18 protein-coding genes are annotated in these 16,145 nt (G+C 67.6%); 7 read left to right on the forward strand and 11 right to left on the reverse strand.

The genetic code is table 11. The features are described 5' to 3' along the window. Positions 1–51: 51 nt before the first annotated feature. Together EJJ38_RS05605 and EJJ38_RS05610 are read right to left on the reverse strand one after the other, a co-directional pair. On the reverse strand, positions 52–735 hold the full coding sequence (locus EJJ38_RS05605) for a ribonuclease T2 family protein (RefSeq protein ID WP_245454128.1): 684 nt from the start codon (positions 733–735) through the stop codon (positions 52–54). After that, the gene (locus tag EJJ38_RS05610; RefSeq protein ID WP_127089138.1) at positions 732–1,220 is read right to left on the reverse strand and encodes a hypothetical protein; all 489 of its coding nucleotides are present in this window, start codon (positions 1,218–1,220) and stop codon (positions 732–734) included. Before EJJ38_RS05610 ends, EJJ38_RS05605 begins: the two co-directional genes overlap by 4 nt. A gap of 399 nt (positions 1,221–1,619) precedes the next feature. Here EJJ38_RS05610 and EJJ38_RS05615 point away from each other — a divergent pair, with 399 nt between their 5' ends. Continuing rightward, the gene (locus tag EJJ38_RS05615) at positions 1,620–2,882 is read left to right on the forward strand and encodes a type III PLP-dependent enzyme domain-containing protein (protein ID WP_127090282.1); all 1,263 of its coding nucleotides are present in this window, start codon (positions 1,620–1,622) and stop codon (positions 2,880–2,882) included. A gap of 51 nt (positions 2,883–2,933) precedes the next feature. On the opposite strand, the gene msrP is transcribed toward EJJ38_RS05615, so the two are convergent. The 5 genes from msrP to EJJ38_RS05640 all read right to left on the reverse strand — a co-directional run bounded on the left by msrP (position 2,934) and on the right by EJJ38_RS05640 (position 6,974). Continuing rightward, positions 2,934–3,884, reverse strand: a complete 951-nt coding sequence (msrP, locus tag EJJ38_RS05620) for a protein-methionine-sulfoxide reductase catalytic subunit MsrP (protein WP_127089139.1) — start codon at positions 3,882–3,884, stop codon at positions 2,934–2,936. Positions 3,885–3,971: 87 nt separating this feature from the next. Further along, positions 3,972–4,499 carry a DUF992 domain-containing protein gene (locus EJJ38_RS05625; protein WP_127089140.1) on the reverse strand — a complete coding sequence of 176 codons (528 nt, stop codon included), beginning with the start codon at positions 4,497–4,499 and terminating at the stop codon, positions 3,972–3,974. After that, positions 4,496–5,011 (reverse strand): DUF992 domain-containing protein, encoded by a 516-nt coding sequence (locus EJJ38_RS05630; RefSeq protein ID WP_127089141.1) that lies wholly within the window; start codon positions 5,009–5,011, stop codon positions 4,496–4,498. Before EJJ38_RS05630 ends, EJJ38_RS05625 begins: the two co-directional genes overlap by 4 nt. Before the next feature lie 54 nt (positions 5,012–5,065). Next, positions 5,066–5,548, reverse strand: coding sequence for a DUF992 domain-containing protein (locus EJJ38_RS05635; RefSeq protein ID WP_127089142.1), 483 nt, complete (start codon positions 5,546–5,548; stop codon positions 5,066–5,068). A 223-nt stretch (positions 5,549–5,771) separates the two neighbouring features. Beyond that, positions 5,772–6,974, reverse strand: a complete 1,203-nt coding sequence (locus EJJ38_RS05640; RefSeq protein WP_127089143.1) for a pyridoxal phosphate-dependent aminotransferase — start codon at positions 6,972–6,974, stop codon at positions 5,772–5,774. A gap of 227 nt (positions 6,975–7,201) precedes the next feature. Between EJJ38_RS05640 and EJJ38_RS05645 the strand changes: the two genes are divergently transcribed. From EJJ38_RS05645 to EJJ38_RS05655, 3 genes are all read left to right on the forward strand, one after another. Further along, positions 7,202–7,858 (forward strand): glutathione S-transferase family protein, encoded by a 657-nt coding sequence (locus EJJ38_RS05645; RefSeq protein ID WP_127090283.1) that lies wholly within the window; start codon positions 7,202–7,204, stop codon positions 7,856–7,858. Positions 7,859–8,095: 237 nt separating this feature from the next. Beyond that, complete coding sequence (locus EJJ38_RS05650) at positions 8,096–8,473, forward strand: hypothetical protein (protein WP_127089144.1); 378 nt, start codon at positions 8,096–8,098, stop codon at positions 8,471–8,473. After that, a complete protein-coding gene (locus EJJ38_RS05655; RefSeq protein WP_127089145.1) occupies positions 8,470–9,615 on the forward strand; it encodes a PQQ-dependent sugar dehydrogenase in 1,146 nt (381 codons plus the stop codon). The genes EJJ38_RS05650 and EJJ38_RS05655 overlap by 4 nt, the downstream gene beginning before the upstream one ends. Before the next feature lie 229 nt (positions 9,616–9,844). Here EJJ38_RS05655 and EJJ38_RS05660 read toward each other — a convergent pair whose 3' ends face one another. The 3 genes from EJJ38_RS05660 to EJJ38_RS05670 all read right to left on the reverse strand — a co-directional run bounded on the left by EJJ38_RS05660 (position 9,845) and on the right by EJJ38_RS05670 (position 12,720). Continuing rightward, the gene (locus tag EJJ38_RS05660) at positions 9,845–10,198 is read right to left on the reverse strand and encodes a DMT family protein (protein ID WP_127089146.1); all 354 of its coding nucleotides are present in this window, start codon (positions 10,196–10,198) and stop codon (positions 9,845–9,847) included. 99 nt (positions 10,199–10,297) lie between these two features. Beyond that, positions 10,298–11,467 (reverse strand): DUF2865 domain-containing protein, encoded by a 1,170-nt coding sequence (locus tag EJJ38_RS05665; protein WP_205666111.1) that lies wholly within the window; start codon positions 11,465–11,467, stop codon positions 10,298–10,300. Between the two features lie 158 nt (positions 11,468–11,625). Further along, positions 11,626–12,720 (reverse strand): TRAP transporter substrate-binding protein, encoded by a 1,095-nt coding sequence (locus EJJ38_RS05670; RefSeq protein ID WP_127089147.1) that lies wholly within the window; start codon positions 12,718–12,720, stop codon positions 11,626–11,628. 144 nt (positions 12,721–12,864) lie between these two features. Here EJJ38_RS05670 and EJJ38_RS05675 point away from each other — a divergent pair, with 144 nt between their 5' ends. Then, a complete protein-coding gene (locus tag EJJ38_RS05675) occupies positions 12,865–13,374 on the forward strand; it encodes a CreA family protein (RefSeq protein WP_127089148.1) in 510 nt (169 codons plus the stop codon). A 16-nt stretch (positions 13,375–13,390) separates the two neighbouring features. Here the strand turns inward: EJJ38_RS05675 and EJJ38_RS05680 are convergent, their stop codons facing one another. Further along, positions 13,391–13,711, reverse strand: a complete 321-nt coding sequence (locus tag EJJ38_RS05680) for a hypothetical protein (RefSeq protein WP_127089149.1) — start codon at positions 13,709–13,711, stop codon at positions 13,391–13,393. A gap of 463 nt (positions 13,712–14,174) precedes the next feature. Between EJJ38_RS05680 and cysS the strand changes: the two genes are divergently transcribed. Beyond that, entirely contained in the window at positions 14,175–15,563 is a 1,389-nt protein-coding gene (cysS, locus tag EJJ38_RS05685) for a cysteine--tRNA ligase (protein ID WP_127089150.1), read from the forward strand. Beyond that, a complete protein-coding gene (locus EJJ38_RS05690) occupies positions 15,560–16,060 on the forward strand; it encodes a GNAT family N-acetyltransferase (protein WP_127089151.1) in 501 nt (166 codons plus the stop codon). The genes cysS and EJJ38_RS05690 overlap by 4 nt, the downstream gene beginning before the upstream one ends. Positions 16,061–16,145: the final 85 nt, after the last annotated feature.

A 16,145-nucleotide genomic window follows, 5' to 3' on the forward strand; every position in this document is an offset into this window, starting at 1 on the left:
ATGACAGCTTGTGCGGCGAAATGAGTCTATTCGGCTGAACGTCGATAAGCCCTAAGGCGCGGGAATCGCCAGTGGCCGGCGCGGTGAGCAACTGCGGCGGTTCACTTCCGGGCAGGCGATGAAGCCGAGGTCGCGGTTCATGCAGATGCGCACCTCCGACAGGCGACCGTCATTGCAGTCCACGGCGATCATGTCGTCCTTCAGGCCCGGATTGGCGCTCATGAAGGCCGCCTCGATGGCCTCTCCCGTCAGGGTCGGCGGGCTATCGGCGGCGAAGGCGGGCGGTATGGCCACCTTGCCGCGCGCCGCGCGCACCAGGTCGAAATAGCTCTTGGGCGAGAGGTCCGTGCAGGTGCCGTGCTTGCGCCATTCATGCAGAATCAGCCCCTTGGAGGGCATGAGGTCGTCCATGCCGCTGACCACGGCATCGGGCACATAGGGGGCGGGCGATTGGCAGAAGTCCGGATAGCCCCGGACATATTGCGGCCAGAGCCCATGCACCACGAAGCGGTGGGAGCGGCCCCGGCACTGCTGCGGGCTTGCCTTCGGCCCCGCGCAATAGGTGGGGCTCCAGGACAAGGCGAGCACGAAGAAATCGAAACGTCCGGGCGCGTCGCGGCCCTGTTGCTGCGCCTGTGCGGGCAGGCCGGACCACAGGAGAAACGCAGCGAGGATAAAGGCGGCGCGGAGCATAGGGGCCGGCAGGGCGAGCCCTACCGGCCGGGCACGTCTCACGGACGGGCCATCCGGCAATTGGGCGCGTAGGCGAGGTTGCGGTCGAGGCCGTCGATGCACCATTCCACGCCCCAGGTGTAGCCCTGGAAGCTGGAGTCTTCGACGATCGAATACCAGATGGGGTGCCGCGTCGCGTCGGAGAGCGTCACCGTGGCGGTGCAGTAGCGGCGCGGCTGGAAGCCCTCGCCCCACGGCCGGTAGGCCACTTCGCGCACATTCTGGTAGGTGGAGATGTTCAGCGCCGCATTCCAGTACATGCGCTCGGTCTCGGCGAAGCGCATGGAGATGGTGCCGAGGGCCAGAGGCTCGGTGCAGGCGGGCAGGCTGGTGGTGCTGGTGCTGTAGCTGTCGTTGGGCAGCCAGAAATTGTCCAGCAGGATGTTGGCCGCGCTCGCCGGCGACAGCGCCGCCGCAGCCGCCATCACCGCACCCGCCATCACGGCGCGCACGCCCACGGCCGACTTGTTGCGCGAATTGACACCCATGCCGTTCTCCCGAACCCTCTGCCCCACGCTCGGGCGCGACGATGAAATGGCGGCGCGGCGCGGTCAAGCGCAGGCGCGCAACACCTTCCGGGAAAACGCACCGAAAAAACCACCCGGTGTGGCCATCGGGCCGCGCAGGGCCGCTTGGGTCTCTGGAGCAGATGAAAAAAGTCCTGCGACGGTAATGTATTAGGTGTAAATGCGCAAAACCTGCCCTGTGATGGCGGGAATCGAAATCAGGCTCCCGCCACCGCCATCTCACTGTCGCCGAAAGTGTGTCTCATTGACCTTGCCTAGAGGTCGGTGGCACCTGTGCCGCCACCGTGACGAAACGAAAGTGCCTTCATGTCGAAACCCGGTTTCGTTCCTCAGCTGGTGACGGGCGCTGCCCCCTCCGCTCTGAAACGCTTCGCCACCGGACGGGATGTCGCCCTCCAGATGCGTCCGGACCAGCCGGTCTATTGCTTCCGCCCGGCCACCCTGGCGGCGGATGCCCACGCCTTCACCTCGCTGTTTCCGGGCAAGACCGCCTATGCGGTGAAGACCAATGGCGACGCGCTGGTGATGAAGACGCTGGCGGACTTGGGCATGTCGGTGTTCGACGTGGCGAGCCCGGCCGAATTCGCGGCCGCGCGGGACGTCTCGCCCCGCAGCGAATTGCTCTACATGCATCCGGTGAAGGCGCAGTCGGACATCCGCCTCGCGCTGGAGACCTATGGCATCCGCGTCCTGTCCGTGGACCATGAGGACGAGGTCGCCAAGATCCTGCGCATCGTCAACGCGCTGGACCTCGACCCCGAAGAGTTCACCATGTTCGTGCGCATCGCCTCCAAGGGAGAGGCGGCCTACGAACTGTCCAAGAAGTTCGGCGCGGCGCCCGCCCATGCGGCGGAGCTGCTCCAGCGCATCCACAATATCGGCTTCAAGTGCGGCATCGCCTTCCATGTGGGCAGCCAGGTGGAAGACGCGACCACCTTCGAGCGCGCGGTGGCCACCGCCGCCGAAGTGCGCGACGCCGCCCGCGTGCCGATCGTGGAGCTGGACGTGGGCGGCGGCTTCCCGGCCGTCTATGCCAATGATCCGCGCCGCCGCAGCGCCGCCATGCCGCCGCTGCCGGACCTGATGCGCTCCCTTATGGCCGCGGTAGAGCGCCACGGCTTCGGCAATACGCCGCTTGTGGCGGAGCCGGGCCGCGTCATCGTCGCCCGCGCCTTCTCCGTGGTGGCCCGCGTGCTGCTGAAGAAGGGCCAGCGCCTCTATATCAATGACGGCATCTGGTCCTCGCTGTCCGATAGCTGGACCGGCAAGCTGCTGCTGCCCGCCCAGCACATTCCGGACCCCGCGCGCCGTCGCCGTTCGGGCGATCCCAACAAGCTGGTGCCGTTCCGCATCTACGGCGCCACCTGCGACAGCGTGGACGTGCTCTCGCGCCCGCTCTATCTGCCGGAGACGGTGGATACGGGCGACTGGATCGAGATCGGCCATATCGGCGCCTATTCGCTGGCGCTGCGCACCCACTTCAACGGCTTCTTCCCCGACACCTTCGTGGAAGTGGAGCAGCCGTTCGAGCAGTCGGATGGCGTGGCGGCGATGGTCGAGCACGCGCCGGGCTCGGAAGGCACGCGCGCGGAGCCGCACGAGCCCCATATCGCCGGAAAGTAAGCCCGCAAGTGATGGAAACGCGCCCGGCCTCCGGGCGCGTTTTCCTGCGCTTCAGGTGAAGAGGCGTTCCTTTTCCAGGCCCGCATAGAGCCCCGCCACATACGGCCCGTAGCCGTTATAGATCAGGGTCGGGCGCCGCTCGCCGGTGGCGATGTCCTTCTCGGTGGCCTGGCTCCAGCGGGGATGGGGAACCTGCGGGTTCACATTTGCCCAGAACCCGTATTCGGACGCCTGCACCACTTCCCAGAAGCTCTTGGGCCGCTGGTCCGTGAAGGTCACCTTCACGATGGCCTTGGCGGACTTGAAGCCGTATTTCCACGGCAGCGCCACCCGCAGCGGCGCGCCGAACTGGTTCGGCGCGGGCTTGCCGTAGATGCCGGTGACGAAGAAGGCGAGGTCGTTGGTGGCCTCCGCCATGGTCACCCCTTCCACATAGGGCCAGGGATAGAAGCGCCCGCTCTGGCCGGGCGCCACGGCCTTGTCCAGGAAGGTCTCGAAGCGCAGATATTTCGCGCCGCTCAGCGGGCGCGCATAGTCCACCAGCGCCTTCATGGGAAAGCCGGTCCAGGGAACCGCCATGGACCAGGCTTCCACGCAGCGGTGGCGATAGAGCCGCTCCTCCAGGGGCATGGCTTTCAGCAGCGTGTCGATGTCCACCTGCCGGGGCTGCTCCACCATGCCGTCCAGCGTCACCGTCCAGGGGCGGGTCTTCAGCTTGGCGGCGGCGCGGCCCACATCGTAATTGGTGCCGAACTCGTAATAATTGTTCACGGTGCTCGCCTTGTCCTCGGGCGTCATGGGCCGGTCGAGGGTGAAGGCGGGATTGCGCTTGGCCGGATAGAGGGCGGCGGAGGGATCGGTGCCCTGCGCGTGGGCAGGCAGGGTGCCCGCGCCGATGAGGCCGAGACCGGCCCCCAGCAGGGTGCGGCGGCTCAGGAAGACCTGCTCCGGTGTCGCCTGGTGCTCTGGGATCTCCCAGCCGCGCTTGATACGGATATGCATGGCTCGCGTCCTCCCTACGGCTGCGATGCGCGAAGGGACAATCGCGGGCGAAGGGCCGCGCGGCAATTCAAACGGCCGTGTAGCCGCTCAACGTTTCTGTGAAGGCGTGAGGGTGAGCGTGACGCCCGCCAGCGACACGGAGAGGCCGCTATCCGCCGAAATGCTCATGGGCTGGAGGGAAATCCCCCGGCTGGCATCCTTCGCCACCAGCAGGTTGGCCGAGAAGCCCGGCCCCAGGGCGACACCCGTGCTGAGGCCCACATATTGGCCGGCAAGGGCCTGCGGGCCGATATTGGGGCTGGTGGCGAGCACGATCCAGAGCATGGAGCCCTGGTCCGAGACGCCGAAATCGATGCCGGCCCGCTCCAGTGTGCCCGTATAGAAGAACTGGCCCATCTCGGCCGCCGGGCGAAACTCGCAGGTCACGCTCCGCGTTGAGCCGAAACCGTAGGCGATGGCGGCCGCGCCGCGACATTCCAGCAGGCCGGCCTGGACCTTGGGGGCCTCGCCCTTGGGTGTCTCCTGCGCCCCGGCCGCAGCCGGGACGCAGGCGACGAGAAGCGCCACGCAGCGCCGCGCGCCGAAGCGCGCCGCGCCGAGAAGCGAATGGATCACTTCGTGACCTTCTTGCCCTTGGCCGTGGCGGCCGGAACCGGGGTCAAGGTCAGGTCGGCGAGGCCGGCGGCCACGTTGAGGCCGGTGGAGCCCTGGATGGAGACGGGCTGCAGGGCGATGGTGCTGTTGGAGCCGCCGAGCAGAACGTTGGCGCCGCCGCCCACGCCCACGGCCACGTCCGCGGACACGCCCGCATAGTGGCCGGAGAGGTCCACAGCCGCCTTGGAGGTGCTGGGGGCGAACACGGTCCAGCCGAGCACGCCGGCGCCGCCGACGCCGAGATCCACGCCCAGGCGACGCGCGGTGCCCTTATAGGTGGCGAGGACGGTGTTGCTGGTGCCCTGGAGGAACTCGCAGGTCATCTCGCGCACGGAGCCGAGCACGAGGCCGGTATAGGGGGCAACGGCGCAACGCAGCACGCCGACCTGGACCTTGGGAGCGGTCTGGGCAGCGGCGGGCAGGGAGAAGGCGGCGGTGGCGGCGAGGGCCGCGAGGGCAAGCTTGATGCGCATGGTCGTCTCTCAGGGAAAAGGGGCCGGAACCCGATGTTCCGGCCCAAATTACACTCAGCGCAGGGTCAGGTCGGCGACGCCGAGCGCCAGGTTCAGGCCGGTCTCGCCCTGCACGGACAGGGGCTGGAGCGCGATGGTGCTCTTGGAGCCGCCAATGAGCGCATTGGCGCCGAGGCCCACGCCGACGGCCGCACCGGCGGACACGCCGGCATAGGAGCCGCGCAGGTCGCTGGGGTTCACGCTGCGGGTGGGGGCGAGTACGGTCCAGATCATCACGCCCGCGCCGTTCACGCCGACATCAAGGCCGAAGCGGCGCATGGTGGCGTCATAGGTGCCGCCGCGGGTGGCGCGGGTGGCGGGCTTCAGGGTGCAGGTGGCCTCGCGCACGGAGCCGATGATGAAGGCCATGTTGGGCTTCATGTTGCAGACGAGCGTGCCGATCTGGACGCGGGTCTGGGCAGCGGCGGGCAGGGCGCCCATGGTGAGGGCGGAGGCAGCGATGGCGGCGGCGACGCCGGCTTTGGCCAAGGTCTTCATGGTGCATTCCTCCAAAAGGGTACGCGCGGAACCTGCGCGCTCAGTGTCATTCCCGGCGGCCGAGCAGCCTGCCGACCGGCCATGAGGCCGGTGGGACCGGGCGCGGGCACCGAACGCCGCCAAGCCTTAGCTCGGGACGGGCGATCCGCCAACGTAAAAACGGGCCGCAGGTTCCCTGCGGCCCGTGCTTTCATGCCACGGGCGTTCGCCCGCTACGCCTCACTCAACGTAAGGCGCCGCAGAAGCGCTGGATGCGGGTGCAGGCGTCCTCCAGTTCCTCCGTGGAGGTGGCGTAGGAGATGCGGAACGCGGGCTCCAGGCCGAACGCGCCGCCATGCACCACCGCGACGCCCTCGCTCTCCAGCAGGGCGCCGGCGAAGTCCTCGTCCGTGGCGATGGTCTGGCCCGAGGGCGCGACCTTGCCGATGGCGCCGGCGCAGGACGGGAACACGTAGAACGCGCCTTCCGGCTTCGGGCAGGTGAGGCCGTTCGCCTGGTTGAGCATGGACACGACGAGGTCGCGACGGCCCTTGAACACCGCATTGTTGCGCGGGATGAAGTCCTGCGGCCCGTTCAGCGCTTCCACCGCCGCCCACTGGGCGATGGAGGAGGGGTTGGAGGTGGACTGGGACTGCAGGGTGCCCATGGCCTTGATGAGGGCCTCGGGACCCGCCGCATAGCCGATGCGCCAGCCGGTCATGCAATAGGCCTTGGACACGCCGTTCATGGTGAGCGTGCGGTCGTACAGGCTCGGCTCCACCTGGGCGGGGGTGGCGAACTTGAAGTCGTCATAGACGAGGTGCTCGTACATGTCGTCCGTGAGGATCCAGACATGGGGATGGCGCACCAGGACGTCGGTGAGCAGCTTCAGCTCGTCATGGGTATAGGCCGCGCCCGAGGGGTTGGAGGGCGAGTTGAAGATCAGCCACTTGGTCTTGGGCGTGATCGCCTTCTCCAGCACGTCCGGGCGGAGCTTGAAATTGTCTTCCAGCGTGGTCGGCACCGGCACGGGCGTGCCGCCGCAGAATTCCACGATGTCGGGATAGCTCACCCAATAGGGGGTGGGGATGAGCACTTCGTCGCCCGGACCCACGGTGGCCACCAGCGCGTTGAACAGCACCTGCTTGCCGCCGGTGCCGACGCTCACCTGGCTCGGCTTGTAGGTGAGGCCGTTGTCGCGCTTGAACTTAGCGACGATGGCGGCCTTCAGATCGGGAATGCCGTCCACGGCCGTGTAGCGCGTCTCACCCCGGTGGATGGCGGCGATGGCCGCTTCCTTGATGTTCTCCGGCGTCTCGAAGTCGGGCTCGCCGGCGGACAGGGCGATCACGTCGCGTCCGGCGGCCTTCAGCTCACGCGCCTTGTTCGAGATGGAAATGGTGGGCGAGGGCTTGATCCGCTTCAAGGCGGGCGACAGCAGGCTCATGGGCCTCGGATCTCCGACGGTTGCGAGGATCGCCGGGGGCGATCTCACGGTGATGGTACCATGCGCCCGCCGCTCCGGGGGAGAAGGCGCGCGGCAGCGTCATTTAAACCCGCCCCGTACGGCGAACAAGCAAGCATCGGTGATGGATGGGCTGCGCAAAGCTGATGGCCGGCCTTGCGGTGGGGCCGTGGAGGCGCCATCTCGACGGCAATCGGGAAGGGCAGGACGTGCTGAAGCTGTATTCCACGCAATCGTCGGGAAATTCCTACAAGGTGCGCCTGCTGCTGGCGCGGCTCGGGCGGCCCTTCCATCTGGTGGAAGTGGACATTTTCGCCGGGGAGCACCGCACGCCGCAATTCCTCGCCCTCAATCCCGAAGGGCGGGTGCCGCTGCTGGAGATGGAGGACGGCACCGTCCTCGGCGAATCCAACGCCATCCTCTTCTATCTGGCCGAGGGCACGGAGCTGTTGCCCGCCGACCGGCTGGAGCGGGCGGAGGTGCTGCGCTGGATGTTCTTCGAGCAGAACAACCATGAGCCCGGCATCGCCCAGGCGCGCTTCTGGCTGCGCCAGGTGCGGGGCGGCCGGGAACTGCGCACCCATGACGTGGACCGCTGGATGGAGGAGGGCTACGGCGCCCTGCGCATCATGGAGCGGCACCTGGAGAAGCGGCGCTTCTTTGTGGGCGAGACGCTGACCATCGCCGACCTCGCGCTCTATCCGCACACATGGCTGGCGCCGGAGGGGGATTTCGAGCTGGCCACCTTCCCCGCCATCGGCGCGTGGCTGGCGCGGGTGGCGCGGGAAACCGGCGGGCTCGATCTCTACTGGCAGCCGCCCGTGTCGAGCCGCCTCGTGACCGGGCCGGTGCTGGAGGCGGGCTGAGGCAGAAAGACAGCCGGGAGCGCGTGCCGGGGCGAGGACGGGCAGTTTTTGCCCGAACCTGTGCACAAGCTCACGCTCCTGTGAATAGTGCCTTGAAAAGGCCACCGTTTTTCCGAGGCGAGCCGCCCCGTCGCCATATTCGCAGCGCGGGTGCGGAGCAACCTCCGATCGTCGATGGGAACAGAATCACCTGATTCGGTATTCCAGATGTGTCCGACGTGAAGTGAGTGGTCCGCCATGTCCGAGTTTCGCGATTTCGCCATGATGCGTGTCGGTGTCTCGCCGGCCGATCCCGAGGCGCTTGCCCGCGCGGTGCGCAAGCACAAGGCCGGAGACGTGATGGCGCAGGTCGCCCTCACCTTTGCCTTGATGTTGGCCATTTGCGCGGTAACCTTCGTGTTGACGGTCGATCGTGCCGCAGCGGCTTCGCTGGTGGGCACATCGTTCGGTGTGGAGGAGATCACGATGCTGACGCAAGCTCTCGGTGCGATGCCCCTGGCGATCCTGGCGGCCCTTGCTATCGGCGGCGGCCTGCTCGTGGCCTATGGCGCGGCTCGCCGGGCCGAAGAGGCGCGTCTCGTCCGCGTTCCGGTGCGCGCGCGCCGCCGCGGGTGAGGTCTGCACGTTCCAGCCTCGCGGCTGCCTGCGTCCTTCTTGCCGTTTCGGTCCTTGCCGCTCCCGCCCTCAAGGCGCAGGGCGCTGACGCCGGGTCCATCGCGGGTGTTCCCACACGCGCGGTGACCGTCGCCACTGGCCTTGAGAATCCCTGGTCCCTCGCTTTTCTGCCCGATGGCCGCCTGTTGGTGACCGAGCGGCCCGGCCGCCTCCGCGTGGTGGGACGTGACGGCAAGCTGTCCGCGCCGGTCCGGGGCCTGCCGCCTGTTCATGCGGAAGGGCAGGGCGGGCTGCTGGACGTGGTGCTCGACCCCGATTTCGCGCGCAATCGCCTCATTTATTGGAGCTATGCCGAGCCGCGCTCCGACGGCGCGGGCACGGCCGTGGCGCGTGGGCGCCTCGTTTCCGATCTTAGCCGGGTGGAGCGGGTGGAGGTGCTGTTCCGTCAGCAGCCCTCGGGCACGGGCAACAACCATTTCGGCTCCCGCCTCGCCTTCGCGCCGGACGGCACGCTCTTCATCACCCTGGGCGACCGCTATTCCATGCGCGACAAGGCGCAGGATCTTTCCACCACCATCGGCAAGGTGGTGCGGATCAATTCCGACGGCACGATTCCCGGCGACAACCCGTTCCGCGACCGCGCCGGCGCGCGGCCGGAAATCTGGAGCTACGGCCACCGCAACGTCCAGGCCGCCGCCTTTTCCCCGGCGGATGGGAAGCTCTGGACCGTGGAGCACGGCGCGCGCGGCGGCGACGAGGTGAACATTCCCCAGGCGGGCAAGAATTACGGTTGGCCGGTCATCACCTATGGCCGCGACTATTCCGGCGCGCGCATCGGCGAGGGCACGGCGAAGCCGGGCATGGAGCAGCCGGTCTTCTATTGGGATCCTTCCATCGCCCCTTCCGGCGCGGCCTTCTATGGCGCCGACCGCGTGCCGGCGTGGAAGGGCAGCCTGTTCGTAGGGGCGCTCGCGGGCATGGCGCTGGTGCGCCTCTCGCTCGACGGCGACAGCGTGGTGGCCGAGGAGCGCCTCGACCTCGGCAAGCGAGTGCGCGACGTGCGCCTGGGGCCGGACGGCGCGCTCTGGCTCGCCATCGACGACAGTGCGGGCGAGATCGTGCGCATCGAGCCCGCCCGTTAGAACGGATCGGCAATCGGTAAATCCGCGTGCGACCATAAGGCGGTCATGGCCGGGCTTGTCCCGGCCATCCACGGGGCTCCGCCGGGTGGCGCTCGCGGATGGCCGTGGATACTCGGGACAAGCCCGGGCATGACGGTCGGAAAAGCATCGATTGGGCTCCCCTTCTGAGGGGCGCTCCGACGTGAAGCCTGATCGGCGAAAACGTCTCTAGAACGCTTTCCCAGCCCGGTCAGAATTTGTGGAAGATGAAATAGGCGCCCGCCGCGATGAAGGCGAAGCCGATCGCATGGTTCCAGCCCAGCGGCTCTTTCAGATAGAGCACCGAGAAGGCCGCGAAGACGAGGAGGGTGATCACCTCCTGCATGGTCTTCAATTGCGCGGTGGAATAGACGTCCGAACCGATCCGGTTGGCGGGCACCGCGAGGCAATATTCAAAGAAGGCGATGGCCCAGCTCGCGAGAATCGCGAGCGCCAGGGGGGCGGCCTTGTATTTCAGGTGGCCGTACCACGCGAACGTCATGAAGACGTTCGAGGCCAGCAGCATCAGGATGGGCAGGACGGCGGCGGAAGACCAGGCGGGCATGGACGACCTCGGTGCGGGGAATGTCGCAGCCTGCACCGGCCGGCCCTCAAATCAACCCCTTCCGCGCGCGCGTCCCGGCCTCACTGCACCTTCCCAGCCTCACTGCACCTGAGCCGGGGGCTTCGGCGTGCTGATGACGCGCACCGGGCGCTGGCCCGGCTGCTCGCCCGCGGGCGCCATGGGCGCGTCGGCGGAGGCGGAGCTGTCGGCCGCGGGCGGTTTGGGGGCCGGGGCGGCGGCGGAGCGGTTCCGCGCCTGCTGCGGCGTTTCCATGGGGCGCGGCTGGGACATTTCCTTGGCCTGCTCTTCGGTCACCAGGATGTCGCCCTTCTGAAGGGTGGTCTGGTCTTCCAGGCCCGCCAGGGCCTGCGCCCAGGACTGGCCGGGCGCCCGGCAGGAGCAGGAGGGGACCAACTGCTTGCGATACATGAGGGCGGTGGGCAGCGACATATAGGGCCGGCCGGTCACGCTGGTGGCCTGCTGGATGTCCTCGCCGGGATTGCGATAGGTGAAAAGCTGCGCCTCGGCGGCCGGGCACAGGCGGCGGCACAGGGCATCGTCCGTGGCGAAGCGGGCCGGCACCGTGGCGTAAGAGATGGGGAAATAATAGCCGTCGCAGGTGCGCACGCACACGGTGCGATAGGTGGACGACTTCGGCAGGTCCATGGGCGCCACGTCGAGGCCCGGCGCCTCTTCCGGCTCGGAATCCACCGGGCCGCCGAACAGCGCCTCGAAGAAGTTGCGCGAGCGCTGCGGCCGCTGGCCCTGGGCCTGTCCGCCCTGGGGCATGTTCTGGAGCGCGGCGCGATATTGCGGGCCGCAATTGTTCTGGGCGAGGGCGACGATGATCTGGCGGCGCTGGCCTTGTGTGTCCACGCCGCCGCGCTCCACGGAGGCGAGCTGCGAGCGCAGGGTGGACATGCGCTGGTCGATGGCATCGCAGGCGGGCGGACGGGGCGGGCCCTGGAAGATGAAGAAGCCGCGCTGCGCGTCGCACTGCATGGAGCGCGCCTGCTGGCTCAGGCCGTCCAGCTCGGCGCGCATCTGCGCCGCCTGACGGATGCGGGCGTCATTGGTGGGGTCCACGCCCCGGTCGATCTGGGCGAGCGCGCCTTCGAGCTGGAGGCAGGCCGGGCCGGGCGCGCCGGCTTGCGCGCTTTGGGACGGATACTGGCCCACGGAGCCGGGCGGCAGGGTCCCCTGGGCCTGGGCCGCGAGCGGCGCCGTTGCGATGGCCGTTGCGAGGGCGAGGAGACGAGCAATCTTCATGCGGACCCGGACTTCACGCTGATCTATGCGCACCTTATAGCGGCTCGCGCCGCAGGAATGGTGTCCAAACTGTGTTACCCGCGCCGAAATCGAGCGGTCTCAAAAACGTGACGGCTCCGGCCGGGGAGCCGGAGCCGTCACGCAGATTTCCCGTAGCGTCAGCTTTTGCCGCGCATGCGGATGTTGAAGTTGTCATACGCATATTCCGCGATCTGCCACCAGATGAGCTGGTCGGAACGGATGGCGTTCATGCTGTCCAGCGCCTTCTTGAACTCGGCATTGGTGGCGGCGATCTCGGTATAAAGCTCGTTGGACGCCTTCAGGCCCGCTTCCATGATGGAGGTGGGGAAGGCGCGCAGCTCGCAGCCCTGCTGCACCAGACGGCGCAGCGCGGGCGGGTTCACCGCGTCATACTTGGCGAGCATCCAGTTATTGGCCGCCTCGCAGGCATTGGCCACGATGGCCTGGTAGTTTTTGGGCAGCTTGTTCCAGTGGTCCAGGTTGAAGACGTTGTGGAGCATCGCCCCGCCTTCCCACCAGCCAGGATAGTAATAATACTTGGCCACCTTCACGAGGCCGAACTTCTCGTCGTCATAAGGGCCGACGAATTCCGCCGCGTCGATGGTGCCACGCTCCAGCGCGGCATAGACGTCGCTGGGCGCGAGCTGCTGGGGCACCACGCCGAGCTTGGCCAGCACCTGCCCGCCAATGCCGCCGATGCGGAACTTCAGGCCCTTCAGGTCATCGACGGAATTCAGCTCCTTGCGGAAGAAGCCGCCCATCTGGCAGCCGGAATTGCCGGCCGGGATGCCATAGGTGTTGTACTTGGCCAGGACGCCGTTGATGATCTGCTCGCCGCCGTTGAAGAACCACCAGGAATGCTGCTGGCGCGAGTTGAAGCCGAAGGGCACGCCGGTGCCGAAGGCCAAGGTCGGATCCTTGCCCACATAGAAATAGGTGGCCGTCTGGGCGCATTCCACGGTGCCGTTGGAGACCGCGTCCAGCGCCTGGAGGCCGGGCACCAGCTCACCCGCGGGGAAGGTCTCGATCTTGAACTTCCCGTCCGTGGCCTCGGACACGTATTTCGCGAAGATCTGGGCGGTGCCGTAGATGGTGTCGAGCTGGCGCGGGAAGGACGAGGTCAGGCGCCACTTGATCTCCGGGCTCGACTGGGCGAGCGCGGGCATGGCGACGGCGCCGGTGGCGAGAGCGGTCGCGGAGGCGCCGAGGAAGCGGCGACGGGTCTTGTCCATGGGGCACTCCTGGCATTCTCGTTTTTCGTTGCCGCGACAGGTGTCACGGCGCGCCTTTCCCGTCAATGCCACCTTCCCGCATGGCCGCTCCTCACCCATATAGGGGGTCCCGGCTGTCGCCGGTTCGCTCAACGGGGATGCTTCATGCGCCGTCTTCTCGTGCTCGCCGCCCTGCTCTGCGCGGGCCTCTCCACCAGCGCGGCCGCCGCGCAGGAGCCCGACCTCATCTTCCGCAAGTCCACGGTCTGGAAGTTCCTCACCCCCGACGACAAGCTGGCGGTCTATGGCATCGACGACCCGGTGGTGAACGGCGTCGCCTGCCACTACACCATCCCCGAGAAGGGCGGCGTTTCCGGCATGATCGGCGTGGCCGAAGAGGTGTCGGACATCTCGCTCGCCTGCCGGCAGGTGGGGCCCATCTCCTTCAAGGAGAAGTTCGAACAGGGCGACGTGGTGTTCCGCCAGAGCCGCTCCTTCTTCTTCAAGAAGATGCAGATCGTGCGCGGCTGTGACACCAAGCGGAACGTGCTGGTCTATCTGGTCTATTCGGACAAGCTCATCGACGGCAGCCCGAAGAACTCCACCTCCACCGTCCCCGTCATGCCGTGGGGCGCGACTGGAGAGGTGCAGAAGTGCGCGGACTTCCTGAAATAGGGAAGACGCGCCGCCCTCAGCGCGTGCAGGTGATGGCCACCATGGAGGGGCAGAAGGCGCCGGTACAGGCGGGCTTCGCCCCGGTGCTCGCCACGGGGCGAAGCGGGTTCGGCGCCGCGATGCTGCCGGTCACCTGTCCGAAATCGATGGCGCGGGCATAATCATGGGTCCGGCACCAGGCCGAGGCCAGCGTTTCGCCGCACGGCTCGCCATTGGCGAGGCACGCATCCACGCCGTATCCGTCGGAATTTTCCAGAATGAAAATGCGCGTTTCCGCGAACGCAGCCCCGCTGGCGCAGACCAGGGCAGCAGCGAGCATCAGGCGGATTTTCGTCATGGAATGAGCGCGACCTCGTGACCGTGTCCGCAGCGGCCCCCGTGTGGGACGACCTTCGGCGGAGAGTGGAATCGCCACACCAGCCCCTCATCGATAGACGGGCGCCCGGAAGCCGGTCAAGTGTCCACATTGAAGGCAGGGCGGGGCGCAGGGATTGCAGGCAAACAGGCCGCGGGCGGCACGGCGCGAAAACGCTTGACGGGGAACCCGACCGCTCCCATTGTCCCGCGCCATGAACGGGAATATGGCACTCTCTGTCCGGCGGCGCCTTGGTGCCGCGCTGTGGATTATTTGCGGTTAGCCCATAGCGCTGGCCGCGGCCGTCCCTTGCTGCACCCCTGATGAAGGACACTGGACGCCCCGGCCCGCGGGGTGGCGTGTGCCTTATGTCCCTGAAGACCTGACGGGCCATCCGGCCCCGGGCGTGTGCCCGGTTGCCGGCGTTTGAGGGAGCGGACACATCATGGAGCTGCGGCTCTACAATACACTGACGCGGTCGAAGGACGCTTTCCGTCCCTATGACGCTTCCAATGTCCGCCTCTATGTCTGCGGGCCGACGGTCTATGACCTCGCGCATATCGGCAATGCGCGCCCCGTGGTCATCTTCGACGTCCTGTTCCGCCTGCTGCGCCGGACCTTCGGCGCGCATGCGGTGACCTATGTGCGCAACATCACGGACGTGGACGACAAGATCAACGCCCGCGCCGCCGACCGGGGCATCTCCATCCGCGAGCTGACGGAGGAGACCTATCACTGGTTCCGGGCCGACACGCAGGACCTCGGCTGCCTGCCGCCCAGCGTGGAGCCGCGCGCCACGGAGCATATCGACGAGATGCGCGTGCTCATCGAGCGCCTCGTCGCCTCCGGCCATGCCTATGTGGCCGAGGGGCATGTGCTGTTCCACGTTCCTTCCATGCCCGATTACGGCAGCCTCTCCCGCCGCCCGCTGGACGACATGATCGCCGGCGCGCGGGTGGACGTGGCCCCCTATAAGCGCGACCCCATGGACTTCGTGCTCTGGAAGCCGAGCCCTGAAGGCGTGCCGGGCTGGCCGTCCCCCTGCGGCATTCCCGAGCGTGGCCGCCCGGGCTGGCACATCGAATGCTCCGCCATGTCCTGGCGGCACCTGGGCGAGACCTTCGACATCCATGGCGGGGGCATCGACCTCGTCTTCCCGCACCATGAGAACGAGATCGCCCAGTCGCGCTGCGCCTTCGGCACCAATGTGATGGCGCAGGTGTGGATGCATAACGGCTTCCTCACCCTGGAAGGGGAGAAGATGTCCAAGTCCTTGGGCAACTTCGTCACCATCCGCGCGCTGCTGGAAGACTGGCCGGGCGAGTGCCTGCGCCTCGCCATGCTCTCCACGCACTACCGCCAGCCCATCAACTGGACCCGCCAGGGCATCGGCTTCGCCGCCAAGACGCTGGACAAGTGGTACCGCATCGTCGGCGACGAGCCGGCGGAGACGGGGGAGGGCAACCCGTTCGAGAGCGAGATCGCCGACCGGCTCGCCGACGACATCAACTCGCCCTCCGCCATCACCCATCTGCACCATCTGGCCGAGGTGGCCGAGGATGTGGAATCGTCCTCGGCGCTCAAGCGGCGCTTCAAGGGGGCGGCGAACCTGCTGGGCCTGCTCACCGAGACCGAGAGCGAATGGCGTGCCCGCCAGCGCGCGGCGGTGGCGGTGGACGCCGCGGCCATCGAGGAATTGATTGACGCGCGCATCGCCGCCCGCAAGGCGCGGGACTTCGCGCGCGCCGATCAGCTGCGCGAGCAACTGGTCTCCCAGGGCATCGTGCTCATGGACAATAAGGACGGCACCACGAGCTGGGAGGTGGCGCGATGAAAACCGCCGATCCCGTCGCCCTGCGGCCCTTTCTTCCGTCCGATGCGCCGCGCCTCGTCGCCATCTTCCGCTCCGCCATCGAAGAGCTGACGGACGAGGATTATGACGACGACCAGCGCGAGGCCTGGGCGTCCGCCTCCGACGACGCGGAAGCCTTTGCGGCGCGCCTTGCGGGCCACCTCACCCTCGTCGCCACGCGCGCCGGGGAGGCGGTGGGCTTCCTCACGCTGAAGGACGACCGGCACATCGACCTTCTCTATGTGGACCCCACGAGCGTCGGCACCGGCGTTGCGACGGACCTGACCGCGGCGGCGGAGATCCTCTCCAAGGCGCGGGGCGCGGCGTCCTTGTCCGTGGATGCGAGCGACACGGCCCTCGGCTTCTTCCAGGCCCGCGGCTATGTGCCCGAGCGGCGCAACACCGTGCCGCGCGGCGACGTTTGGCTCTCCAACACCACGCTGCGCAAGGCCCTGGATGTGACGAAGGGGCCGAAGTGACCTCCGACACCCCCTCACCCCCCGGCCCCTCTCCCGCAAGGGGAGAGGGGAGGTGCAGGCGCGCCGTCCGGCCCTTCTCCCCTCG

This window comes from Aquabacter cavernae, from assembly GCF_003993795.1.
Taxonomy (GTDB): Bacteria; Pseudomonadota; Alphaproteobacteria; order Rhizobiales; family Xanthobacteraceae; genus Aquabacter; species Aquabacter cavernae.

Excerpts from the sequence above, each read along its gene's own strand:
- EJJ38_RS05610 (WP_127089138.1), bottom strand. The coding sequence starts at position 1,220 with ATGGGTGTCAATTCGCGCAACAAGTCGGCCGTGGGCGTGCGCGCCGTG.
- msrP (WP_127089139.1), bottom strand. The coding sequence starts at position 3,884 with ATGCATATCCGTATCAAGCGCGGCTGGGAGATCCCAGAGCACCAGGCG.
- EJJ38_RS05630 (WP_127089141.1), bottom strand. The coding sequence starts at position 5,011 with ATGCGCATCAAGCTTGCCCTCGCGGCCCTCGCCGCCACCGCCGCCTTC.
- EJJ38_RS05635 (WP_127089142.1), bottom strand. The coding sequence starts at position 5,548 with ATGAAGACCTTGGCCAAAGCCGGCGTCGCCGCCGCCATCGCTGCCTCC.
- EJJ38_RS05640 (WP_127089143.1), bottom strand. The coding sequence starts at position 6,974 with ATGAGCCTGCTGTCGCCCGCCTTGAAGCGGATCAAGCCCTCGCCCACC.
- EJJ38_RS05650 (WP_127089144.1), top strand. The coding sequence starts at position 8,096 with ATGTCCGAGTTTCGCGATTTCGCCATGATGCGTGTCGGTGTCTCGCCG.
- EJJ38_RS05660 (WP_127089146.1), bottom strand. The coding sequence starts at position 10,198 with ATGCCCGCCTGGTCTTCCGCCGCCGTCCTGCCCATCCTGATGCTGCTG.
- EJJ38_RS05665 (WP_205666111.1), bottom strand. The coding sequence starts at position 11,467 with ATGAAGATTGCTCGTCTCCTCGCCCTCGCAACGGCCATCGCAACGGCG.
- EJJ38_RS05670 (WP_127089147.1), bottom strand. The coding sequence starts at position 12,720 with ATGGACAAGACCCGTCGCCGCTTCCTCGGCGCCTCCGCGACCGCTCTC.
- EJJ38_RS05675 (WP_127089148.1), top strand. The coding sequence starts at position 12,865 with ATGCGCCGTCTTCTCGTGCTCGCCGCCCTGCTCTGCGCGGGCCTCTCC.
- EJJ38_RS05680 (WP_127089149.1), bottom strand. The coding sequence starts at position 13,711 with ATGACGAAAATCCGCCTGATGCTCGCTGCTGCCCTGGTCTGCGCCAGC.
- cysS (WP_127089150.1), top strand. The coding sequence starts at position 14,175 with ATGGAGCTGCGGCTCTACAATACACTGACGCGGTCGAAGGACGCTTTC.
- EJJ38_RS05690 (WP_127089151.1), top strand. The coding sequence starts at position 15,560 with ATGAAAACCGCCGATCCCGTCGCCCTGCGGCCCTTTCTTCCGTCCGAT.